We start from the raw sequence: 24,705 nt of genomic DNA, 5'->3' as shown, positions 1-24,705 counted from the left end.
TTGTAGAATTTAGATTTTAGATTGCTGATTGAGAATGCATTTAGAATTTAGATTTAAAATTATAATTAGGAATTGAAAAATTCAGATTGAAGAATCTAAAACTTAAACAATGATTGAAGAATCATGGATTGTAGAGAAAGATTGAAAAAATCTAAAATCTAAAATCTGAAATCTAAAATTAAAAATGGAACGTAAACATTACAAACAAGAAATAAACATGACCGAAGCATTGATGAACCGCATCAATGAATTGATCAGTCATTATCCTGAGGGCAAACAAAAATCGGCTTTACTGCCTGTTTTGCACGAAGTTCAGGATGCACACAACAACTGGCTTAGTATTGAACTTCAAGATAAGGTTGCTGAAATTCTTCAGATAAAACCGATTGAAGTTTATGAAGTGGTTACTTTTTACACCATGTTCAACCAAAAGCCAATTGGTAAGTATATGTTTGAGTTTTGCCAGACTTCTTGCTGCTGCCTGCGTGGTGCCGAAGATTTAATGGATTATACTTCTGAAAAATTAGGCATTAAAATGGGAGAAACAACTCCAGACGGAATGTTTACCATTGCTGGTGTAGAATGTTTAGGTGCCTGCGGATATGCTCCAATGATGCAGTTAGGTGATTTCTACAAAGAGAAATTGACAGAAGAAAAAATCGATCAGATTATTGCTGATTGTAGAGATGATAAAATAATATTACACGATAAATAAGATGTCACAAAAAATATTATTAGATAAAATCAATATTCCTGGAATTAAAACCTACGAAGTATATCGCCAAAATGGTGGTTATGCTTCTGTAGAAAAAGCTTTAAAAACGTTAACACCAGACGAAGTTACTGAAGAAGTAAAAAAATCGGGTCTTCGCGGCCGCGGTGGTGCGGGTTTCCCAGCTGGAATGAAATGGAGCTTTATTGATAAAAAATCAGGAAGACCAAGACATTTAGTTTGTAATGCTGACGAATCTGAACCTGGAACTTTTAAAGATCGCTTTTTGATGGAATATATTCCTCACTTATTGATCGAGGGAATGATTACTTCAAGCTACGCATTGGGAGCTAACCTTTCCTATATCTACATTCGTGGAGAATATATGTGGGTTTTCAAAATTTTAGAAAGAGCAATCGCCGAGGCTAAAGCTGCAGGCTGGTTAGGAAAAAATATATTAGGTTCAGGTTACGATCTTGAACTTCACGTTCACTGTGGAGCTGGAGCTTATATCTGCGGAGAAGAAACTGCACTTATTGAGTCTTTAGAAGGTAAAAGAGGAAATCCTCGTATTAAACCGCCTTTCCCAGCAGTTTCAGGACTTTGGGCAAATCCAACAGTGGTAAACAATGTTGAAACTATTGCAACTGTGCCATGGATTGTAAACAATTCTGGTGATGATTATGCTAAAATTGGAATCGGTCGTTCTACAGGAACTAAATTAATTTCTGCTTCTGGACACATCAAAAATCCTGGAGTTTACGAAATTGAATTAGGTTTAAGTGTAGACGAATTCATGAATTCTGATGAATATTTAGGAGGAATGTCTTCTAGCCGTCCATTAAAAGCATTTGTACCTGGAGGTTCATCTGTACCAATTTTACCAGCAGATTTGATTTTCAAAACAGCAAACGGTGAAGATCGTTTAATGACTTACGAATCTTTAAGTGATGGTGGCTTTGCAACTGGATCTATGTTAGGTTCTGGAGGATTCATTGTATATAACGATACTGCATGTGTGGTTAGAAACACTTGGAACTTTGCACGTTTTTACCACCACGAATCTTGCGGACAATGTACACCTTGTCGTGAAGGAACAGGATGGCTGGAGAAAATTTTATGGAGAATCGAAAACGGTCAAGGCCGTGAAGAAGATATCGAATTATTGTGGAGTATTCAAAGTAAAATCGAAGGAAACACAATTTGTCCTTTAGGAGACGCGGCTTCTTGGCCAGTAGCAGCTGCAATTCGTCACTTTAGAGATGAATTTGAATATCATGTTCGTTTCCCTGAAAAAATCAAAAATAGAGATCACTTTGTTGCTGAACCTTTTTCACAAGTGAAGCATTTAGTAGGCAAACAAACAGTTTAAAATAGTTTCAAGTTTCAAGTTTTTTTAGTTTCAAGTTCAACCTGAAACTTTAAACGGGAAACTAAAAAAACAAAATATAGAGATGAAAGTAACCATAGACGGTCAAAGTATAGACGTAGAGCCAGGAACAACGATCCTGCAGGCTGCACGTATGATTGGTGGAGATTTGGTACCGCCAGCCATGTGCTATTACTCAAAATTAAAAGGCAGCGGTGGAAAATGTCGTTGTTGTTTAGTTGAAGTTTCTAAAGGTAGTGAGGCTGACCCAAGACCAATGCCAAAATTGATGGCATCTTGTGTAACAGGATGTATGGACGGAATGGAAGTAAACAGTAAATCTTCTGCAAGAGTTACCGAAGCGCGTAAATCTGTGACAGAATTTTTATTGATCAACCACCCGTTAGACTGCCCTATCTGTGATCAGGCTGGAGAATGTGATCTTCAAAACTTAAGTTTTGAGCACGGGAATCCAAAATCACGTTATATTGAAGAAAAAAGAACATTTGAACCAGAAGATATTGGTCCAAATATTCAACTTCATATGAACCGTTGTATTCTATGCCAAAGATGTGTGCAAGTTGCAGATCAATTGACAGACAATAGAGTTCACGGAGTATTAGATCGTGGTGATCATGCTAATATTTCGACTTGTATTTCTAAAGCCATTACAAATGAGTTCTCTGGAAACATGATCGATGTTTGTCCGGTTGGAGCTTTAACAGATAAAACATTCCGTTTTAAATCAAGAGTTTGGTTTAACAAACCTTACAATGCACATAGAGAATGTACTACTCCAGGATGTTGTGGTAAAACTACTGTTTGGATGTTTGGTGGAGAAATTCAACGTGTAACTGGTCGTAAAGATGAGTACCATGAAGTTGAGGAATTCATTTGCAATAGCTGTCGTTTTGATCACAAGGATGTAAACGACTGGGTTATTGAAGGACCAAGAGAGTTTGAAAAAGATTCTGTTATCAATCAAAATAACTACACTCAAAAATTAGAAAAAGTACAAATCGATACTGAAAAGAATATTCTTATGGGTAGAGATGTTGACCGTAAAAAAATTAGTATGGCTGAAATTCCATTAAACACTAACAACAAAAATTCTTAACGATGGTAGATGGTGCGTTTATTATAGAAAAGAGTGTTGTAATTGTTGTGGTTTTTGCCGTAACAATGATTATGGCGATGTATTCTACTTGGGCTGAGCGTAAAGTTGCAGCTTTCTTACAAGACCGTGTTGGTCCAAACCGCGCAGGTTGGGGAGGTTTATTACAGCCGCTTGCCGATGGTATGAAATTATTCTCTAAAGAAGAATTTTTTCCAAATACCCCAAATAGATTTTTATTTGTTGTAGGTCCTGCAATTGCAATGAGTACAGCCTTAATGACAAGTGCTGTTATTCCGTGGGGAGACAGACTTCATGTTTTTGGAAGAGAAGTTATCCTTCAGGCAACAGATGTTAATATTGCTTTGTTATACATATTTGGAGTTCTTTCTGTTGGAGTTTACGGTATCATGATTGGTGGATGGGCTTCTAACAATAAATTCTCATTAATGGGGGCTGTTCGTGCGGCATCTCAAATGGTTTCTTACGAGATTGCGATGGGATTATCGATGATTGCATTATTGATGATGACTGGAACAATGAGCTTAAAAGAAATGTCACTACAACAGCAAGGTATGAACTGGAATGTTTTCTACCAGCCTTTGTCTTTTTTGATTTTCTTAATTTGTTCATTTGCAGAAACTAACAGAACACCTTTTGACTTAGCAGAATGCGAATCAGAGTTAATTGGAGGTTACCATACAGAATATTCATCAATGAAAATGGGATTCTATTTATTTGCTGAATATGCGAGTATGTTTACTTCTGCAACTATTATCTCTGTATTATTCTTTGGAGGATATAATTACCCAGGAATGGAGTGGATGGTAGAAAATGTTGGCGTTAATGCTGGTAACTTATTAGGAATCGCGGTATTGTTTGCTAAAATATGTTTCTTCATATTTTTCTACATGTGGGTTCGTTGGACAATTCCAAGATTTAGATATGACCAATTAATGAACTTAGGCTGGAGAATTTTAATTCCGCTTTCGATTATTAATATTATGATTACGGGCGCTGTTATCTTAAGACACGATATCGCAGCTGCTTTAGGATTCTAAGAACCGTAATGCTCGAGACCTTCTATAAGCAATATCCTTTTATGTGAATAATAAAAGATACAGCGGACAGTAGGATTAAGCTTCAAATAAAAACAAAATAGATTTTGAATTTGATTACCTCAAATTATAAAATCACAAAATATAATAGTAAAATGTCAATAGAAACTATATCATTATCGGGTAGAAAAAAGATGGTCTCTAATAAAGAGATGACTTTTTTAGAGCGAATGTATCTTGTGGCGATTGTAAAAGGATTGTTTATCACGTTGAAACACTTATTCAGAAAAAAAGTGACTATTCACTATCCTGAGCAAGTGCGTACAATGAGTCCAGTTTATCGTGGTCAGCATATGTTGAAACGCGATGAGCAAGGTCGTGAAAACTGTACTGCCTGCGGATTATGTGCCTTGTCATGTCCTGCAGAAGCCATTACAATGAAAGCTGCTGAGCGTAAACCGGATGAAAAACATTTGTATAGAGAAGAAAAATATGCTGAGATTTATGAGATAAATATGCTTCGTTGTATTTTTTGTGGTTTGTGTGAAGAAGCTTGTCCAAAAGACGCTATTTACTTAACTACTTCTAAAGTTTTAGTTCCTGCAAGTTACGAAAGAGAAGATTTCATTTTCGGAAAAGACAAATTAGTGATGCCTTTAGAAATGGCTATGAAAAATGCTCAACTTAAAAACGCGAACTAAAAATGATACATATTCCTGATTTTGCACACGCAACTACTGTTCAAGTTATCTTTTGCTTTTTAGCGTTTATTACCGTTATTACTGCTTTCTTGACAATTTTCAGCAGAAATCCAATTCACTCCGCTATTTATTTAGTGATCTGTTTCTTTTCAATTGCTGGTCATTATTTATTATTAAATTCTCAGTTCTTAGCAGTTGTACATATAATAGTCTACTCCGGAGCTATTATGATTCTGTTCCTGTTTACCATTATGTTGATGAACCTGAACGAACAGCGAGAAGTACACCGTCCTAGAATTACACGTTTAGGTGCAATTGTATCTTTCTGTTTAATATTAATCGTTTTGATTACGCTTTTCATCAATTCTAAACCAATTGTTGGTGAATACGATTCTACTGGAGAAGATTTCCAATCGATTAAAGTTTTAGGTAAAATATTATTGAACGAGTATATGGTTCCGTTCGAATTTGCTTCGATCTTACTTTTAGTCGCAATGATTGGAACAGTTTTATTGTCTAAAAAAGAAAAATTAAATAATAAATAATGGGTAATATATTAAATCAAATAGGTATTGAAAACTACATCTTTTTAAGTGTTGTACTTTTCTGTATTGGTATTTTTGGTGTATTGTACAGACGAAATGCTATTATCGTTTTCATGTCTATCGAAATTATGTTGAATGCGGTAAACCTTTTATTTGTTGCTTTTTCAACTTATCATCAAGACGCACAAGGACAAGTGTTTGTGTTCTTCTCGATGGCAGTTGCTGCAGCCGAAGTTGCGGTAGGATTGGCCATTTTAGTTTCTATTTTTAGAAATATCGGCTCAATTAGTATCGATAATTTAAAAAATTTAAAAGGATAATCAGAAATGGATACCAATTTAGCTTTAATTTTAGTTTTAACTCCTTTACTAGGTTTTCTAGTAAATGTCTTTTTTGGAAAAAGCTTAGGCAAAACAGTTTCTGGTGCAATCGGAACTATTGCCGTAGCAATTTCTTTTGTAGTTTCTCTTTTACTTTTTAATCAAATAACAGCAACTGGAAAAGGAATTCAGGTTACTTTATTTGATTGGATTCAAATTAGCAACTTAAAAATCAATCTTGGATTTTTATTAGATCAATTATCTGTTCTTTGGTTACTTTTCGTAACTGGAATCGGATCTTTGATTCATTTATACTCTATTAGTTACATGCATGATGACGAAAACATGCACAAGTTTTTTGCTTACTTAAACTTGTTCGTTTTCTTCATGATTACACTTGTAATTGGAAGCAACTTATTAGTTCTTTTCATCGGATGGGAAGGTGTTGGACTTTGTTCTTACCTATTAATTGGATTCTGGCATAAAAACCAAGATTACAATGATGCTGCTAAAAAAGCTTTCATCATGAACAGAATTGGAGATTTAGGTCTTTTAATCGGTATGTTCATCATTGGTTCGATGTTCTCTACATTAGATTATGCAACTTTAAAAACGGCAATTGCTGGAGCTTCTAATTTAAATTTACCATTACTTTCTCTAGCAGCTTTATGCTTGTTTATTGGAGCTTGTGGTAAATCTGCTCAAATTCCGTTATACACTTGGTTACCTGATGCGATGGCTGGACCAACTCCAGTTTCTGCATTAATCCACGCTGCTACAATGGTTACTGCGGGTATCTTTATGGTAACGAGATTAAACTTTGTTTTTAACCTTGCAACAGACGTTCAAAGTGTAATTGCAATTATTGGAGCTATCACATCATTAGTTGCGGCTACAATAGGATTAGTTCAAACTGATATTAAAAAAGTACTAGCTTACTCTACAGTTTCACAATTAGGATTAATGTTTTTAGCATTAGGATTTGGAGCTTACGAAGTAGCAGTATTTCACGTAATCACGCACGCTTTCTTTAAAGCTTGTTTATTCTTAGGTTCTGGATCTGTAATTCACGGATTACACGGAGAGCAAGATATGCGTAAAATGGGGGGACTGCGTAAAGCAATGCCAATTACTTTCTGGACCATGTTAATTTCTTCTTTAGCAATCTCAGGAGTTCCATTTTTCTCAGGATTCTTTTCTAAAGACGAAATTTTATTGACAGCTTTCCACCACAGTATTCCATTATACGTTGTTGGCTCTATTGCTTCAATTATGACAGCTTTCTATATGTTTAGATTAATGTTCTTGACTTTCTTCAAAGAATTTAGAGGAACTGAAGAGCAAAAACATCATTTACACGAAAGTGGTTCATTAATTACAATTCCACTTATCATCTTAGCTATTCTAGCAACTTTTGGCGGATTAATCAGTTTACCTGGAAACAGCTGGTTGAATGAATATCTTGCTCCTCTTTTCACAAAAGTGGCTGGTGAAGAACATCATTTAGGCACAACAGAATATACTCTAATGGGTGTCGCTGTTTTAGGCGGAGTACTTGGAATTTTAATTGCTTACGTAAAATACTTTAAACAAGATAATGTTCCAGAATCTGATGAAAATATTACTGGTTTAAGTAAAGTGTTATACAACAAATATTATGTAGACGAAATTTACGATGCTGTATTTGTAGCACCTGTTAATAGTTTATCTAAATTCTTTAGAGATTACATCGAAACAGTATTATCTGCTCTTGTTTTTGGATTAGGCAAAATAGCAAACGAAATTGCTTTTCAAGGAAAAAAATTACAAACCGGAAGTATAGGATTATATCTATTTGTTTTTGTTTTAGGACTTTGTGCAATTGTTTCCTATATATTTTTAGCTCAATAATATTATTACTATGAACGTTTCTACTATATTAATTATACTTTTAATTGGTGCATTTGCCACTTATTTTTCTGGTGACAAACTAGCTTCGAAAGTTGCTTTACTTTTTAGTTTAGCCGCTTTAGGATGTTCAATTGTATTATTGAATAATTTTTCTGCTGGTGAAAATATCAGCGTAATCAACAGCTGGATTACACAGCCAAAAATTTCATTTGCTTTAAATGCTGACGGACTTGGGCTTGCAATGGTTTTACTAACTGCAGCTTTAACTCCGATTATCATATTTTCTTCTTTCGGAAATGAATATAAAAATGCTAAAGGTTTTTATGCATTGATCTTATTTATGGCTTTTGCAATGACTGGAACTTTCTTAGCTGCTGATGGTCTTTTATATTATATTTTCTGGGAGTTAGCACTTATTCCAATCTACTTTATTGCTTTAATTTGGGGTAATGGCGATGCTGAGGAACGCAGAAAAGCTGTGGTTAAATTCTTTATTTACACGCTTGCTGGTTCATTATTCATGTTAACTGCCTTCATTTATTTATATCAAAAAGCTGGTTCTTTCTTAATTGAAGATTTATATAAAGTAGAGTTATCTGCTTGCGAACAGTTCTGGATTTTCTTGGCTTTCTTCTTAGCTTATGCTATTAAAATTCCAATTATTCCTTTCCACACTTGGCAGGCAAATGTTTACCAAAAAGCACCAACTGCTGGAACAATGCTTTTATCTGGTATCATGCTAAAAATGGGATTGTACAGTGTAATTCGCTGGCAATTGCCTCTTGCGCCGATTGTTGCTAAAGAATACATGTATATCTTTATTGGTTTAGGAATTGCAGGTGTAATCTACGGTTCGATCGTTGCATTGAGACAAAAAGATTTGAAGAAATTATTAGCTTATTCTTCTCTTGCTCACGTTGGACTAATTGCTGCAGGATCTTACACTTTAACTCTTGATGGTTTAAGAGGTGCTGTTTTGCAAATGATCGCTCACGGTTTTGTGGTAGTTGGATTATTCTTTGCTGCTGAAGTAATCTACAGAAGATTTGAAACTAGAGAAATTGGAGAAATGGGCGGTATCCGCACGCAGTCTCCAAAATTTACTTCAATGTTTTTAATCTTAGTATTAGCTTCTGTTGCATTGCCGAGTACTTTTAACTTTGTTGGAGAATTTACAGTTTTATACAGTTTATCTCAAATCAATATTTGGTTTGCAATTCTGGGCGGAACTACAATTATTTTGGGAGCTTACTATATGTTGAGAATGTTCCAGCATGTAATGTTAGGCGAAACCAATTCTAAAACTTTTGCAGATGTTTCTTTGAACGAAGGAATTTCATTTGCAGTAATAATTGCTGTTTTATTGTTCTTCGGATTTTATCCAAAACCAATTACAGATTTGATTACACCAAGCTTGGAAACGATTTTACAAGTTATCAATAAGAACTAATATTTTAAACAAAAAATAAATTAGGATTACAATCATAATTTGAAATCCTAACTCAAAAAGACAAAAATGAATACATTAATAGCTATAACAGGATTGGGTATTTTCTGCCTATTGTTTGAAATTCTTAATTTAAGAAAAGCCATCGTTCCTATTACCATTGTTGGTTTATTAGGTGTATTGGCTCTTAATTTCTACGAATTTGGAACTGAACAAAGTTATTACAACAATATGATAGCAGTGTCAAAGTTTTCTACAGCTTTTTCATCGTTGTTCATCGTTTTGACGATTTTCCTTGTAGCATTAAGCCATAATTTTTATCACAAGCATCCATCAAAAATTTCAGATTTCGTGGCAATTAAAGTATTCTTACTTGCTGGAGCTGTTGCAATGGTTTCTTTTGGAAACTTAGCAATGTTCTTTCTAGGTATTGAAATCTTATCAATCGCTTTATATGTTTTAGCGGCCAGCGAACGTTTAAATTTAAAAAGTAACGAAGCGGGAATGAAATATTTCTTAATGGGATCATTTGCTTCAGGTATTATTTTATTTGGAATTTGTTTGATTTATGGAGCAATGGGAAGTTTTGACATCAGTGAAATACACGAAAGTGCATTGTCTGCAGAATTACCAATCTGGTTTCCTATCGGAATGATTTTAATGGTAGTTGGAATGTTGTTTAAGGTTGCTGCAGTTCCTTTCCATTTCTGGGCTCCAGATGTTTACGAAGGTTCTCCAGCTTTAACAACAGCTTTGATGAGTACATTGGCAAAAGTGGTCGCAATTGCAACCTTATTCAAATTAATTGCTGGTATGAATTTCATTTCTTCATTAGAAAACCAAGATCTTTTACATACGTTTGAAGTTATAGTGGTTATCATTTCAATCGCTTCAATGTCTGTTGGTAACATTATGGCACTGAGACAAGTGAACGTTAAACGTATGCTTGCTTTTTCTGGAATTTCTCATGCTGGTTTTATGTTAATGACGTTATTAACTGTTTCTGCTTCTGCTGGTGTTTTATTATATTACACTGCTGCTTATGCTTTGGCTGGGATCGCTGCGTTCAGTGTTATCTTATACGTATGCAGAGATCATGACAATGAAGACATTACAAATTTTCATGGTTTAGGAAAAACAAATCCGTTATTGGCTGCTATTCTTACAGCTTCATTATTATCAATGGCTGGAATTCCTATTTTCTCAGGATTCTTTGCGAAGCTGTTCTTATTCAATCAAACTATCCAAGCAGGATATATTGGTCTAGTAATTGTTGCCGTAATCAATTCTATTATAAGTGTTGGATATTATTTCAAACTAATTATAGCAATGTATTCTAAAGAACCAAATCAAGAAAGAACTGGAAAACCATTTCTTATTTATGCCGTTGCAGTAGTGTCTATTGTATTAAATATTGCATTAGGTTTATTCCCTTCATTAGTTTTAGATCTTTTGAATTAAATAAGATTTCTTCTTAAATTAAAATATAAAAAGAATCCATCAATTTAGTTTTGGTGGATTTTTTTTATACGGTAAATAAGGAAGAGAAATTCATGTTAAAAATTTCTCTCATTCAATTGCACTTCAAAAAATCTCCATATATTTGAGTTCAATTAAATGTATTAAATTATGAACTTTAATTCAAAAAATCCGTTTTTAAACAGTAAGCGTTTTTCTAGTGCAACTTCAAAAGCTGAAGAAGTACACCAAGCTCAAATTATTGATTACAATCAAGAAATGACTTTGTCTGGAACAATTAATAAAACGGCAATCTTATTTCTAATTTTATGTGGTGCCGCTATGGTAACATGGTGGATGGCTTTTAATGGAATGAACCCGATGCTGCCAACAATTGGAGGAGCAATAGTTGCTTTTATTCTGGTACTTGTTTCTGCTTTTAAACCTCAGGCTTCACCTTATTTAGCTTCAGGATATGCATTGTTTGAAGGTTTATTTATTGGAGGGATTTCTGCCATATTTGAATTGAAATTTCCTGGAATTGTAATTAATGCAGTTGGAGCAACTCTAGTAACTTTCTTAGTTTGTTTAGGTTTATACAAATTCAAAATTGTTAAAGTTACCGAACAATTTAAATCTGTTGTGATTGCAGCTACGTTGGCCATTGCAACTTATTATTTAATTTCTTGGCTTATATCAATGTTTACAAGCTTTACTCCTGTTCATTATGAAAATTCAATGATGAGCATTGGTATCAGCGTTTTTGTGATTATTGTAGCCGCTCTTAATCTATTCTTAGATTTTGATTTAATTGAAAAAGGTGTTCAAGAAAGAATGCCAAAGTTTATGGAATGGTATGGTGCAATGGGGCTAATGATCACATTAGTTTGGTTGTATATTGAATTCTTAAGACTTCTAGCTAAACTATCAAGCAAAGACTAATAATCTATTTTAATATTATTAAGAGCCTTTTTGAGTAAAATCAGAAAGGCTTTTTTGTTGCAATCAATTCAAATCTATTTTTCCCTATTTCTAAAACGGAATTAACTTCTTCATTTTTAAAACTATTTCTGATATTTTAAAAGACAAACAAAGTGTATTCTTACAAAATTTTATAATGTAATAAATGTAATTAAAAAAAATGCATTTTTATTATTAAATCACATATTAGAAAATGAAATTCACAAAATACTAATAAAATTAAGCATTTTGCCAATATTCAAAATATGTAATAAATTACAATCAATGCAATTTATTACATTTTTAATATTTTTAACGCTAATATTTTTTGTAATTATCTTTTTTTCGATAAAACAATTATTGATTTAAGAATTAATATATATTTTTGTGTAATCGATTACAATTAACCACTTGTAACGGTAGTAAAACCACTTACTATTATTAACATTCTTAAACCACACAATTATGAAAAAAAACCTACTCTTATTGGTTGTCTTTCTCATGACAGCTCAGTTATGGGCTCAATCACTAACAATTACCGAAGCTTCAGGCTGGTTAGAAACAGCATTTGTTAAATGGCAGCCTGTTAGTGGTGCGCAGTCTTACAATGTTTATTACACTGGAAACGGATTTACAGACAAAAAAATAGACGATCAGCTTATTAGAAGTTATGGATCTTATTTTCGTGCTGACATTCCAGGCTTGAAAGCCGGGACTTATACTGTAAAAGTAAAACCTGTCGTGAATGGCACAGAAGGAACTGGAGCTACTACAGGTAATTTAACTGTTACTGCTCACGATAGAAATGGATTTGCTTTTGAAGGCGGCCGTGTTCCCGGTGGTTATAAAGCAGACGGTACTCCGAAGGATAATGCCGTTATTCTTTACATTACACAAAATACCAAAAACACGATTTCAATGAATATTACCGGAGCAAGTACAAATCCTTGCATTGGTTTACAAAATATTCTTTATGCGATTAAGAAAGGAAAAGACACTCGTCCGTTTATCATTCGTTTGATCGGAAATATTACTGATATGACTGTTATGGAAGGTGGCGATGTTGTAATTGAAAATGCTAACAATGCTTCAAGTTATGTAACTTTTGAAGGAATTGGTAATGATGCTGTAGCTAATGGATGGGGAGTTCGTTTAAAATCGGCATCCAACATTGAAGTGAATAATCTTGGTTTCATGAATTGCAACAGTACAGCTGGAGATAATGTTGGAATGCAGCAAGATAATGATCATGTCTGGGTTCACAATTGTGATTTATTTTATGGAAATGCAGGAAGTGATGCCGATCAAATAAAAGGAGATGGCGCATTAGACAATAAAACTTCAACTTATATTACATTGTCTTACAATCACTTTTGGGATAATGGAAAAGCCAGTCTTTTAGGATTAAGTGAAGGAACAACATCTGGTTTGTACATAACATATCATCACAACTGGTTCGATCATTCTGATTCTCGTCATCCAAGAGTACGTTATTATTCTGCTCACATTTATAACAATTATTTTGATGGGGTTGCAAAATATGGCTCAGGATCTACATTGGGATCTTCCTTATTTGTAGAAGGAAATTATTTTAGAAATAGTAAACATCCAATGTTGACTTCTCTTCAAGGAACTGATATTTGGGACGAGGCCAATCAAGTGAACAATGCTGGTACAATGGGAACATTTTCTGGCGAAGCTGGAGGAAGCATCAAAGCTTTCAACAATACTTTTGATGCTTCAAATGGAACAAACAATATGCGTTTCGTAGCTTACAATGATCCAAATCCTTTATACAATATAGCAGGAAAAATCAGCTCTACAACAGATTTTGATGCTTACGTAGCTACAACAAGAGGTGAAGTTGTAAGCAGTTCTGTGAAATCTAAATCGGGAGCGAATACCTATAATAATTTTGATACTGATGCTGCTTTATACGTGAAAAACCTTGTAATCGATCAGCCATCAACAGCAAAAACGAAAACAACGCAATATGCCGGACGTGTTTCAGGAGGTGATTTACAGTGGGTATTTAATAATGCAACTGACGATACTTCATCATTAGTAATTACTGCATTAAAAACGGCACTGACAAATTATACAGGGACTTTAGTTTCGGTACAAGGAGAAGGTAATCCGCCTGCAGGAACTCAGACTTTAACATTAACTTCATCTGCAAATAATAATCAAACTGTTGCAAGTGGAACAGCTATAAGTTCGATCGTATTTACTTGGGGCGGTGATGCAACAGATGCGACTGTAACAGGACTACCAGCTTCTGGATTAACTTTTGTAAAAAATACAACTGCAAGAACAATAACTATTACTGGTACACCAACTGCAACTGTTTCTTACTCAATTGCAACTTCTGGAACTAGCGGCTCGCCAGCAACTGGATCTGGAACTATAACCGTGACTGCGGCAGGAAACCAAACTTTAACTTCTTCTGGAAACAATAGTCAAACTGTCGCTTCTGGAATCGCAATTAGCGCAATCGTATTTACTTGGGGTGGAAATGCCACAGACGCTGCCGTTACTGGAATACCAGCTTCTGGATTAATCTTTGTAAAAAACACAACCGCAAAAACAATAACTATTACAGGAACACCAACAGCAAATGTATCGTATTCTGTAACTACTTCTGGAACAGCAGGATCTCCAGTAACAGCATCTGGAACGATTACTGTTTCGACAGGTTCTTCTGGAAGTGAAATTCATAACTTTACTACATCTGGAAAAACGAGTTCATTTTATACAATTACAGGAAATATGAATTCTACGCCTGGATCTGTAACCTACAACGGTTTAACATTAACAGAACGTTTAAAAATAGAATCTAGTACTACTATTACCTATACAACTACAAGTACGTCGACATTAACTTTGGTTTTTGACTCCAATTTTACGGGAACAATTAAAGTAGATAATGTTTCTTATACTGCATCTGCAGGTATTGTAACAGCATCAATCGCTGCAGGTTCACATACTATAACAAAAGGTTCTGTTGCAAATTTGTTTTACATCAGTACAGTTTATGGAGGCAGTACATTAAAAGTTGCACCAGCAAGCGATGCTTTAGTAGCTGAAAGCACTAATTCGAAAATAATATTATATCCAAATCCAGTTTCAAGTACTTTATATTTGTCAGATCCAAATCAAAAAGTCGAGAAAGTTATTATTTATAATATTTCTGGAAATTTAGTTATTACCTCTGGAAAACAAACTGAAAGTATTGATACAAGCAGTTTAATTCCTGGAACTTATCTAGCCAAAATTTACACAACCGACGGTTCATTTAATCAAACACTATTAAAAAAATAAAACTAAACAAAAAGGCTTCCAAATCTGGAAGCCTTTTTTATTTTTTAATTAAAATATTACAAGTCAAATTTAATCCCCTGTGCCAAAGGAAGATTTGTGGTGTAATTAATTGTATTCGTCTGGCGTCTCATGTAGATTTTCCAAGCATCAGAACCCGATTCGCGCCCGCCTCCAGTTTCTTTTTCACCGCCAAAAGCACCGCCAATCTCTGCTCCTGAAGTTCCGATATTCACATTTGCAATCCCACAGTCAGAACCTGTAACAGACAAAAATCTTTCGGCTTCACGCAAATTATTGGTCATAATCGCTGATGATAATCCTTGAGCAACTCCATTTTGAATTTCAATGGCATTCTCTACTTCTCCAGAATATTTAATTAAATATAAAACAGGAGCAAAAGTTTCGTGCTGTACAATTTCAAATGAATTTTCTGCTTCTGCAATCGCAGGTTTTACATAGCAGCCACTTTCGTAACCTTCTCCAGAAAGCACTCCGCCTTCAACTATAATTTTTCCACCTTCGGCCACTACTCTATTTAAAGCTGCTGCGTATAATTCCACAGCGTGCATATCAATTAAAGGTCCAACATGATTGTTTTCGTCAAGCGGATTTCCGATTCGTAATTGTTTATAAGCAGCTACTAATGCGTCTTTTACTTTATCATAAATACTTTCGTGAATAATCAATCTTCGAGTTGAAGTACAACGCTGTCCAGCAGTTCCCACAGCTCCAAAAACAGCTCCAATAACGGTCATTTTTATATCTGCATCTGGAGTAACTATAATAGCATTATTTCCGCCTAATTCTAACAATGATTTACCTAATCTTCCTGCCACAGCTTGTGCAACAATTTTACCCATTCTTGTAGAACCAGTAGCAGAAATTAATGGAATACGAGTGTCTTTTGTCAATAACTCCCCTATAGTGTAATCTCCCGTTAGTAAACATGAAATTCCTTCTGGAAGATTATTTTCTTTAATAACTTGAGCAATAATATTTTGGCAGGCAATTCCACAAAGTGGAGTTTTTTCAGAAGGTTTCCAAACACATACATCACCAGAAATCCAAGCTAAAGCAGTATTCCAAGACCAAACTGCAACGGGAAAGTTAAATGCAGAAATAATTCCAACAATACCTAAAGGATGATATTGCTCGTACATACGATGTCCTGGTCTTTCAGAATGCATCGTTAATCCGTGCAACTGACGGGACAAACCAACTGCAAAATCGCATATATCGATCATTTCCTGAACCTCACCAAAACCTTCCTGCAATGATTTTCCCATTTCATACGAAACCAATTTTCCAAGTGCTTCTTTATTTTGTCTCAATTTTTCCCCAAATTTACGCACAATTTCACCACGCTGCGGCGCAGGAATCAACCGAAAAGTTTTAAAAGCTTCTGTAGCGGAACGCATTACTTTTTCATAATCTTCAAGAGTTGAAGTTTTAACCGAAGCAATTAATTTTCCATCTACTGGAGAAAAACTATCCAAAACTTCGCCCGATGCAAAATTTTCTGTTCCTGTTGAAGTCCCTTCGTTCACTAGTTTTATTCCCAGCTTTTCCAAAGCTTCATTCATGCCAAATTGTGATGCTATTGTTGTCATTGTAACTTTTTTAGTTAAAATTGTTATATTTTTTATGTAAAGATATCGTTTTAGAATTAATTTCTAGTTGTAGTTAATTTATAAAGAGAAGTAAATTTAAGGTTATTTAATAGTATTAACAGAAATGAAACAGCATTAATTGAATTTATTTAATGAAATTTGCATTAAATAAAATAAAAAAACATGAATGTTTTCAGTCGGCTTTTAGTTTGCTTTCTTTTAATTTCAACCAATATATTTTCTCAGAAAGAACAAAAATCTTCTTTTCAAATTGTGCCTTTAGGCGTGAAAGGTGGTATCGATGAAAAAAATCTTTCGGCTTATTTAGTAGCACCATCCAACACAAAAGATTTTATTTGTTTAGATGCAGGAACTATAAACGCAGGAATTGAAAAAGCGATTGAAAAGAAATCATTCAAAGTTTCAACTAATGAAGTCTTACGAAAATACATTAAAGGTTATCTAATTTCGCACGCGCATTTAGATCACGTTTCGGGATTAATTATTAACTCTCCTGCTGATTCTTCTAAAACAGTTTACGCAACTAATAAATGTATGGAAATGATGGAAAATCATTATTTCAATGATCAAACTTGGGCCAATTTTGGAGATGCAGGTCCTGGATTTCCTTTAAAAAAATACCATTTTCAAACTTTAAATTTGAATGAAGAAACTGCTCTAACCAATACAAAAATGACGGTTAAAGCATTTTCTTTAAGTCATGTTAATCCTTTTGAAAGCACTGCTTTTTTAGTTAAAAATGAAAATAATTATGTGCTTTATTTAGGAGATACCGGACCAGATGAAGTTGAAAAAAGCAATAATCTCCGTGATTTATGGACAGCAGTTGCGCCTTTGCTAAAAGCCAAACAATTAAAGGGAATTTTTATTGAAGTTTCTTTTCCGAACGAACAGCCTGATAGATTTTTATTTGGTCATTTGACTCCCAATTATTTAATGAAAGAACTTCACATTTTGGAAGAATTAGCTGGAAAAGATTCCTTAAAAAATTTAAAGATCATTATTACACATTTAAAACCGCCTGCTAAAAATATTACCAAGATTAAACAGCAGTTAAAGAATCCAAATGATTTGGGATTGAAGATAATCTATCCCGAACAAGGAAAAAGATTTGAGTTGTAAAAGCGATAAATTTGTAAGTTATTTTTTATAATTTAGCCAAATAAATTTTTATTAAATGGAAATTGTTTGGTCTTCAAGAGCTACTTGCACGTTTTATGCAACAAGAAATTATCTATCGCAATTTCAGAATGATAAAATTGCACAAAGATTTGTGAATGAGGTTCTACACCTTATTAATTTGATTAAAATAAATCCCTATTTAGGTAAATTTAGACAAGATTTAGAATGTAATGAAATAGTAATTACAAGAAACATTTCTCTTTATTACATTTTAAATCGGGATTTTATTCATTTAATAGAATTCCATGATAATCGTCAAAAACCCTTAATCACTTTAAATTATTAAATTATATTTTTTCTTTTTAACTCAATTAGCATTTGCTCATGAGTCATAAAATTCCCTTCATCATATTCGCGTTTAGCATTTTCGATTTCAGCCTTTAATTGTAATCTGAAATTCTCTTCTGGAGAAAGTATTTTAGCAATAGATAATACTTCATCAGCAGTAAAAGTCCGGCTTTTTAATTTTCTGTAAAATGTGGGGCTAGGAATACCAACTTTTTCAATAATATAATTTTTCTTATACGGAGATTTATCCATTAAATCTTCAATATTGTCTATTATATTCTTATATGCGATTACTTCTTGTATCATAATTGATCCTTTTTTATCTCATTTTTAATACAAACATACAAAAAAACCACATAAATATATGATTTCTGTGGTTTTTCATTATTATTTCTTCGCCGTAAACCTAGGATCAGTTTCCATTACTGTTCCACATTTATCGCATGTTCTTAATTCTTCTGAATTGTAGAAATGCTCAAAATGAGGAAGGAAATCCTTCTCGATATTGTGCAATTCAAAATATACTTCGTAAAGTTTGTGGTTGCATTTATCGCAATGCCACAGCAACCCATCTGTATACCCTTTTCCAGCACGTTTACGTTCAATAACTAATCCTATAGAGCCTTCTGAGCGCACTGGAGAATGCGGCACTTTAGCAGGATGCAAATACATATCACCGGCATTTAATTCCATTTCTTTGCGTTCACCATCTTCTTGAATAACGACTTTTATATTGCCTTCTAACTGATAAAAAAGTTCTTCTGTTTCATTATAATGATAATCTTTTCGAGCATTTGGCCCCGCAACAATCATTACAATATAATCTCCAGAATCAACATATAAATTTTTATTTCCAACAGGCGGTTTTAATAAATGACGGTTTTCGTCAATCCATTGTGTCAGGTTAAAAGGTTTTGCTATAGCCATTTTTTAAATACTAAATTATGAAAAGCTAAGTTAGTGAAAAGTTTTCAGTCGTTAGTTAGTATTCAGTCACAGTCTCGGTTTTCAGTTAAAACTGTGACTGAAAACTGCGACTACGACTGAAAATTATTGAACCTCTTTTATCAAATAAATATATACTGGAAAATGATCACTAAAACCTGCTTCTGCCAATGTATTTCGAAGCGGATAACCTTTATATTGTCCTGAAGTCTGAATAAGATACGGTGCTTTAAAAATTCCCGCTTTCCAAAAATTAAATGTTGAAAAATCATTTTTGAGAAAAGATTCCGTCATGATAATCTGGTCGAATATATTCCAAGAATCTCTAAAAGCAATTGTTCCCATTCCTTTATTTACCATTTCTTCAAACGGATTAAAAACGCCAAATTCTGGAACATCAGCTTTTTTTCCTTTTGCTCCTAAACCAGTTTTTACACTATTATTCAATGGTCCATCATTAAGATCTCCCATTGTCAAAACTTTTGCTCTCGGATTAATACGCTGTAAGGAATCGATAATTTTTCGGTTTAATTTTCCTGCTGCTTCCCGAAATAAACTAGTAGCTTTTTCACCGCCAGAGCGTGACGGCCAGTGGTTCACTATAATATGTATTTCTTCATCTTCTAAAAAACCTGAAACCAAAAGCTGGTCTCTAGTAAAAACACGATTATTGTTTTCTTTTTTTACTTCTACTTCATCATCCAAATCTTCCGAGAGTTCTTCTTTCTTTGCGATATTCTTTTTATAAATAATTAAAGGAATGTTTGAAAAAGAAACTGGCCGAAAATATTTTTTCTGATAAAGTAAGGCAACGTCAATACCTCGCTTATCTGGCGAATCGAAATGAACAATTCCCAAATCGAACTGCTGTAGTTTTGGCTCCTTAATTAAATCTTCTAAAACACCACGATTTTCGATTTCAGAGCCTCCAATTATAATCGGAGCATTTGAATTTTCTGGTGTACCAATTTCCGATAAAACTCTCGCCAGATTTTTTAATTTTTGCTGATACTTTTCTGTTGTCCAATGCTGTGCTCCATTTGGTGTCCATTCATCATCATTTGTAAATGCATCGTCTATTGTGTCGTAAAAATTCTCAAAATTGTAAAATGCTATAGTGTGTATTTTATATTTTTTGGATTGAGAATTTGAAATATTACAAAAGAAAAATAGGAAACAAAAATTGAAAACAATAAGACGCATAAGTTGAATAATTTAAAAAGTCCAAATTAGAAAAATAAATTATTTGTAAGAAATTTCTAAAAATTATTTTTTTTATTTGCTTTTTTTATATTCAAATTCTCGTGTAACTTGCTAATTCAATTTGGTATTCTTTAAAATGAAAAAAATTCTGGTATTCTTTATTTTGTTTTTATGCAGCAGTTTATGTTATACACAACAGAACCATCAATTTATTGATAGTGTAAGGATAAAATATAATATTCCAGAAATTGCTTATGCCGTAGTTTCTTCTGATTCAGTTTTAGAAATAAATGTTTTAGGATATAAAAAAATCAACAGCAATCTTAAAGCAGATTTATCAGATAGATTTCGCTTAGGTTCTCTTACCAAAACCATTACAAGTTATTTAGCGGCAGCATTAGTTAAAGAGGGTAAAATAAAATGGGAAACTAATTTTTTTGATTTGTATCCAGAATTAAAAGCCAAAAGCAATCCAGCCACTTACAACTTTACTTTAAAAGATTTTATAACATTAAGAGCGCATCTTCCTATTTGGTCGTATGGAAATAAAAGACCAACTCAAAAAGAAATTAAAGGAAATGCACAAGAACAACGTTATGAATTTATTTCTTGGTTTTTTAAACAAAATAAAACTATTTCTGAAAAACAAGATGTTTATTGGTCTAATCCGAGTTACGTTGCCGCAGGACTAATGCTCGAAAAAGCAACTGGAAAAAGCTATGAAGCTTTAATAGCAGAATTAGGAAAAAATCTCAATATTGATTTTCAATTTGGCCAGCCAAATTTAAAAGATGAAAATCAAACTTGGGGACATGACGAAAATATGAATCCCGAAAAACCAGCCTTGAATTACAAGTTAAACTGGCTTTCATCAGCAGGAAATATAAATGTAAATTTACCTGATTATTGTAAGTTCATTCAAATACATCTTCAGGGTTTACAAGGAAAATCAAAACTTTTTACTGCAGAAGAGTTTGATTATATGCATTTTGGCTTACCTGAATTTTCTTTTGGATGGAATTCTGAAATTAACAAAAATGATGAAATTCAGTATTCATTTCATAACGGAAATCCAGGAACATTTTTAACCAAAGTGTATATTTGTAAAACAATCGATAAAGCTTTTATTCTATTTGCGAATGTTCAATCTGAAGAAGCTGATAAAGGATTAATTTTAATTTTAAAAGAACTAGAAATAAAATATGGAGTACAACCGTTTAATTAGAACTAGAATTAAAATAATTTATAATTTTAAGCAAAAAGAAATATGAAGATGAAAAGCTTACAATACCTCAAAAAACACTTTGTTCTTTATAAAATCGCATTTCTTACTTTTGCTTTTCAATCATTCACTTGTCAATCTCAACAAAACATGATAACACCACCTTATTTACAAAAAGGAGATACTGTAGCTCTTTTGGCGACAGCCAGAAAAAATATCGACGACAATTTAAAACCCACTATAGATTTACTCCACAGCTGGGGCTTAGAAGCCGTAGTTGGAAGCACAATCGGATTAGACTATCATCAATTGGCAGGAACGGATGAGCAGAGAGCAGCCGATTTTCAAAAACAATTAGATAATCCGAATATTAAAGCTATTTGGTGTGTTCGCGGTGGCTACGGAACTGTTAGGATGTTAGATTTATTAGATTTTACCAAATTCAAACAACATCCAAAATGGGTTATTGGTTTTAGTGACGTTACTGTTTTGCACAATCATTTAAATACAATGGGCTATAAATCTATTCATGGTATTATGCCCGTAACTGTTCCTAGAGCAACTCCAGACGCGGTGAGTTCATTAAAAGCAAGCTTGTTTGGCGAACCAATTTCATATTCTATCAGTCCAACTCCAATGAATCGTCTAGGAAGTGCTACCGGAGAATTAGTTGGCGGTAATCTTTCTATTTTATATAGTTTATCAGGTTCTCCGTCTGCGATTGACTGCAGGGATAAAATTTTATTTATCGAAGATCTAGATGAATATCTTTATCATATCGATCGTATGATGATGAACTTGAAGCGAAACGGATGTATCGAAAATCTAAAAGGAATAATCATTGGAGGCATGACAAGTATGAAAGACAATGAAGTTCCGTGGGGGAAAAATGCATTAGAGATTATTGACGACGTCACAAAGAAATATAATATTCCAGTAATTTTCAATTTCCCAGCCGGTCACATTAGAGACAACAGAGCTTTAATTATGGGAAATACCGTTTCTATGGAAGTTACTGCTTCTGGAAGTAGTGTTACTTTTAAAAAATAATACCACCGCATCCTACTAAGGAAACTCAAGAATACCACATAAAACATCTCGCAAAGACGCGAAGCCGCCAAGTTAAATACTCTTAGCGACTTCGCGTCTTTGCATGCAAATAACCTGAAACCTGAAACTTGAAACAAAAAAAAACATGGCAGAACATAATGATTTAGGAAAATTAGGAGAAGATCTCGCAGCTGCACATCTCGAGGAAAATGGTTATAAAATTATAGAGCGAAATTATGTTTTTCAAAAAGCCGAAATAGATATAATTGCTCAAAAAGATTCCATTTTAGCAATTATCGAAGTAAAGACGCGCTCAAGTTTAGATTTTGGATCGCCGCAGGATTTTGTCAAGCCAAAAAAGATTCAATTACTCATTAAAGCAGTAAATGCCTACATAAACGATAGGGAAAAGGATTTTGGTGAAGATATTGAAATCCGTTTTGACATCGTTGCCATCCATAAAAACGGCGAATCATTTGCAATTGAACATCTTACCGACGCATTTTATCATTTTTAACATAATTTTTTATTGTTATAATTGTAACAATTTGTTTTTTTATTTATATTTGCAAAGATTTATAACATCGCAATGTTAAATTAACAACCAACCGAATACAAAAAAAAAAAAAAGAATTATGAAAACTGTTTCTTCTATTGTAGAAAACTACATTAAAACAAAACCATTTTTATTAAATGCCCTATCGCTCGGAATTATTAACCTAACTTCACTTTCGCGAAATATTATGACCGAATTAGAAAGTGAGTTTGGAAAAGAAGTAAAACAAGGCGCTGTTGTAATGTCTTTAAAACGACTTACGGAAGAACTAGATTTTAAACTAAACCACAAAATCAATAAAGTAATTAAAAACATAGGTGAAATTACGGTTCGTTCTGAACTTACAGATTACACTTTTGCAGCTTCTGAAACTGTTCTAAACAAACAAGCCGATTTAATTTCTGATATTAATGCGTTATCTGATATTTTCTATACCTCATCTCGTGGTGTAAACGAAACCAATATCGTTGTCAGCAGCAGTGTAAATCACTTAGTTGAAAAACACTTTATGAGAGAAAAATTAATTCAAAAATTAGATAATTTAGCTTCAATTACTGTAAAATTACCCAAAGAAAATATTGTAGTTCCTGGTATTTATTACTTCATTTTCCAGCGTTTAGCTTGGGAAGGAATTATTATTAATGAGGTAATTTCTACTTCAAATGAATTTACAATTTTAGTTGGAGAAGATCAGGTTGATGTTGCTTTTAAAGTAATTAAAGATTTGAAAAACTAATCCAATTTATAATATTTAAGAATCATTTTTGATTCTCTTACTCATAATCCTTTTGTCTTTTTATTTAAAGATAAAAGGATTTTTTTTGAAATGAAATTATCATTTTCGACTAAATTTCATTTTTCGCAAATAAGAATATTCTCAAAAGTCAAATTCTAAATTAAATTTTATTTTACAAAAGCGTTAATCTGACACTTACTTGCGTGAAAGCGACTTGCCAGTACTTTTTGCCTGTTTTATTTAAAAAACTACTTGAAAATAAGAATTAAGTTTTTTTATATATAATTTGTTGCGAATAATATTTTTATATATTTGCCATGAAGTCAGATCTCCGACCTCTTATTTTGATAGTTTAATACCATTAGAATTAAATAAAAGCGAATTAAATTGTTAGAAGCTGCCAACCATAGTGAAAAATTATTGGTAAGTGAACTCAAAAACGGGAACGAAAAAGCTTTTCGCCAACTTTTTGATTTATTCCACCAAGATATTTATGGATACAGCATCAGTCTTCTAAAATCAAAAGAGGCAGCGGAGGAAAATGTGCAGGATGTTTTTTTAAAGGTTTGGCTCAACCGTGAGAATTTAGATATTGAACAGTCTTTTAAATCTTACATTTTTACAATCGCAAGAAATCAGGCTTTTAATGTTTTGAATAAAGCTGCGAATGAAATTATATTGAAAGAAGCCGTTTTCTACGAAAGTCAGAAAACACATGAATACGGTGACTATGCAGTTCGCGAAGCCGATTGCAAAAAACTCCGAAAACAAGCCATAAAGCAGCTTCCACCCAAACGACGGCAGATTTTTAAAATGTCTCGGAAAAAAGGAATGAGCTATGAAGAAATAAGTCAGGAACTCGGAATCTCGATAAACACGGTCCGGAACCAAATGAGTAAAGCGCTCGAATCGATGCGCGGTTTTTTTCAACTTCACGATGAAATTATCTAACCAAAACCACAATAATGCCATTAAATCACTCTTCGGAGTGATTTTT

At 33.3% G+C, this 24,705-nt stretch carries 22 protein-coding genes; 18 read left to right on the top strand and 4 right to left on the bottom strand.

The genetic code is table 11. The annotated features are described in order from the left end of the window. Positions 1-184 precede the first annotated feature (184 nt). The 12 genes from QE431_RS00465 (at position 185) to QE431_RS00410 (ending at position 14,895) form a co-directional block, all read left to right on the top strand. The gene (locus QE431_RS00465) at positions 185-715 is read left to right on the top strand and encodes an NAD(P)H-dependent oxidoreductase subunit E (protein WP_057115709.1); all 531 of its coding nucleotides are present in this window, start codon (positions 185-187) and stop codon (positions 713-715) included. Position 716: 1 nt separating this feature from the next. Then, complete coding sequence (gene nuoF, locus QE431_RS00460) at positions 717-2,084, top strand: NADH-quinone oxidoreductase subunit NuoF (protein WP_057115706.1); 1,368 nt, start codon at positions 717-719, stop codon at positions 2,082-2,084. Positions 2,085-2,166: 82 nt separating this feature from the next. Next, a complete protein-coding gene (locus tag QE431_RS00455) occupies positions 2,167-3,198 on the top strand; it encodes a 2Fe-2S iron-sulfur cluster-binding protein (RefSeq protein WP_281867149.1) in 1,032 nt (343 codons plus the stop codon). A 2-nt stretch (positions 3,199-3,200) separates the two neighbouring features. Beyond that, a complete protein-coding gene (gene nuoH, locus QE431_RS00450; RefSeq protein ID WP_134138984.1) occupies positions 3,201-4,256 on the top strand; it encodes an NADH-quinone oxidoreductase subunit NuoH in 1,056 nt (351 codons plus the stop codon). A 152-nt stretch (positions 4,257-4,408) separates the two neighbouring features. Beyond that, entirely contained in the window at positions 4,409-4,954 is a 546-nt protein-coding gene (locus QE431_RS00445) for an NADH-quinone oxidoreductase subunit I (protein ID WP_057115699.1), read from the top strand. A 2-nt stretch (positions 4,955-4,956) separates the two neighbouring features. Further along, positions 4,957-5,499 carry an NADH-quinone oxidoreductase subunit J gene (locus QE431_RS00440; RefSeq protein WP_307291550.1) on the top strand — a complete coding sequence of 181 codons (543 nt, stop codon included), beginning with the start codon at positions 4,957-4,959 and terminating at the stop codon, positions 5,497-5,499. Then, positions 5,499-5,819, top strand: a complete 321-nt coding sequence (nuoK, locus tag QE431_RS00435) for an NADH-quinone oxidoreductase subunit NuoK (protein WP_008466103.1) — start codon at positions 5,499-5,501, stop codon at positions 5,817-5,819. Before QE431_RS00440 ends, nuoK begins: the two co-directional genes overlap by 1 nt. A gap of 6 nt (positions 5,820-5,825) precedes the next feature. Beyond that, complete coding sequence (nuoL, locus tag QE431_RS00430; protein WP_307291548.1) at positions 5,826-7,709, top strand: NADH-quinone oxidoreductase subunit L; 1,884 nt, start codon at positions 5,826-5,828, stop codon at positions 7,707-7,709. 10 nt (positions 7,710-7,719) lie between these two features. Beyond that, a complete protein-coding gene (locus tag QE431_RS00425) occupies positions 7,720-9,159 on the top strand; it encodes a NuoM family protein (protein WP_307291546.1) in 1,440 nt (479 codons plus the stop codon). Between the two features lie 66 nt (positions 9,160-9,225). Further along, positions 9,226-10,617, top strand: a complete 1,392-nt coding sequence (locus tag QE431_RS00420; protein ID WP_281867144.1) for an NADH-quinone oxidoreductase subunit N — start codon at positions 9,226-9,228, stop codon at positions 10,615-10,617. A gap of 168 nt (positions 10,618-10,785) precedes the next feature. Then, positions 10,786-11,556, top strand: a complete 771-nt coding sequence (locus tag QE431_RS00415; protein WP_307291544.1) for a Bax inhibitor-1/YccA family protein — start codon at positions 10,786-10,788, stop codon at positions 11,554-11,556. Positions 11,557-12,039: 483 nt separating this feature from the next. Continuing rightward, positions 12,040-14,895 carry a T9SS type A sorting domain-containing protein gene (locus tag QE431_RS00410; protein ID WP_307291542.1) on the top strand — a complete coding sequence of 952 codons (2,856 nt, stop codon included), beginning with the start codon at positions 12,040-12,042 and terminating at the stop codon, positions 14,893-14,895. A 56-nt stretch (positions 14,896-14,951) separates the two neighbouring features. Here the strand turns inward: QE431_RS00410 and QE431_RS00405 are convergent, their stop codons facing one another. After that, positions 14,952-16,505 carry an aldehyde dehydrogenase family protein gene (locus tag QE431_RS00405; RefSeq protein WP_307291541.1) on the bottom strand — a complete coding sequence of 518 codons (1,554 nt, stop codon included), beginning with the start codon at positions 16,503-16,505 and terminating at the stop codon, positions 14,952-14,954. A 183-nt stretch (positions 16,506-16,688) separates the two neighbouring features. On the opposite strand from QE431_RS00405, the gene QE431_RS00400 reads away from it, so the two are divergent. Next, positions 16,689-17,648 (top strand): MBL fold metallo-hydrolase, encoded by a 960-nt coding sequence (locus tag QE431_RS00400; protein WP_307291540.1) that lies wholly within the window; start codon positions 16,689-16,691, stop codon positions 17,646-17,648. A 342-nt stretch (positions 17,649-17,990) separates the two neighbouring features. Here QE431_RS00400 and QE431_RS00395 read toward each other — a convergent pair whose 3' ends face one another. The 3 genes from QE431_RS00395 to QE431_RS00385 form a co-directional block, all read right to left on the bottom strand. Further along, on the bottom strand, positions 17,991-18,302 hold the full coding sequence (locus QE431_RS00395) for a hypothetical protein (protein ID WP_307291539.1): 312 nt from the start codon (positions 18,300-18,302) through the stop codon (positions 17,991-17,993). A gap of 81 nt (positions 18,303-18,383) precedes the next feature. After that, the gene (locus QE431_RS00390) at positions 18,384-18,923 is read right to left on the bottom strand and encodes a 3-hydroxyanthranilate 3,4-dioxygenase (protein WP_057115670.1); all 540 of its coding nucleotides are present in this window, start codon (positions 18,921-18,923) and stop codon (positions 18,384-18,386) included. A gap of 123 nt (positions 18,924-19,046) precedes the next feature. Then, positions 19,047-20,144: an endonuclease/exonuclease/phosphatase family protein gene (locus tag QE431_RS00385; protein WP_307291536.1), complete on the bottom strand. Its 1,098-nt coding sequence runs from the start codon at positions 20,142-20,144 to the stop codon at positions 19,047-19,049. A gap of 136 nt (positions 20,145-20,280) precedes the next feature. Between QE431_RS00385 and QE431_RS00380 the strand changes: the two genes are divergently transcribed. The 5 genes from QE431_RS00380 to QE431_RS00360 all read left to right on the top strand — a co-directional run bounded on the left by QE431_RS00380 (position 20,281) and on the right by QE431_RS00360 (position 24,659). Continuing rightward, complete coding sequence (locus QE431_RS00380) at positions 20,281-21,369, top strand: serine hydrolase (protein ID WP_307291535.1); 1,089 nt, start codon at positions 20,281-20,283, stop codon at positions 21,367-21,369. Between the two features lie 147 nt (positions 21,370-21,516). Then, on the top strand, positions 21,517-22,416 hold the full coding sequence (locus tag QE431_RS00375; RefSeq protein ID WP_307291532.1) for an LD-carboxypeptidase: 900 nt from the start codon (positions 21,517-21,519) through the stop codon (positions 22,414-22,416). Positions 22,417-22,561: 145 nt separating this feature from the next. Then, complete coding sequence (locus QE431_RS00370) at positions 22,562-22,933, top strand: YraN family protein (RefSeq protein ID WP_281867136.1); 372 nt, start codon at positions 22,562-22,564, stop codon at positions 22,931-22,933. Positions 22,934-23,051: 118 nt separating this feature from the next. Continuing rightward, positions 23,052-23,708, top strand: a complete 657-nt coding sequence (locus tag QE431_RS00365) for a hypothetical protein (protein ID WP_008466087.1) — start codon at positions 23,052-23,054, stop codon at positions 23,706-23,708. Positions 23,709-24,095: 387 nt separating this feature from the next. After that, positions 24,096-24,659: an RNA polymerase sigma factor gene (locus tag QE431_RS00360; RefSeq protein WP_281867135.1), complete on the top strand. Its 564-nt coding sequence runs from the start codon at positions 24,096-24,098 to the stop codon at positions 24,657-24,659. Positions 24,660-24,705: the final 46 nt, after the last annotated feature.

Origin of the sequence: Flavobacterium sp. SORGH_AS_0622 (assembly GCF_030818825.1) — a bacterium.
Lineage (GTDB): Bacteria > Bacteroidota > Bacteroidia > Flavobacteriales > Flavobacteriaceae > Flavobacterium.
Note: the sequence above shows the minus strand (reverse complement) of the source record. Positions and strands in the feature narration are given on the sequence as shown.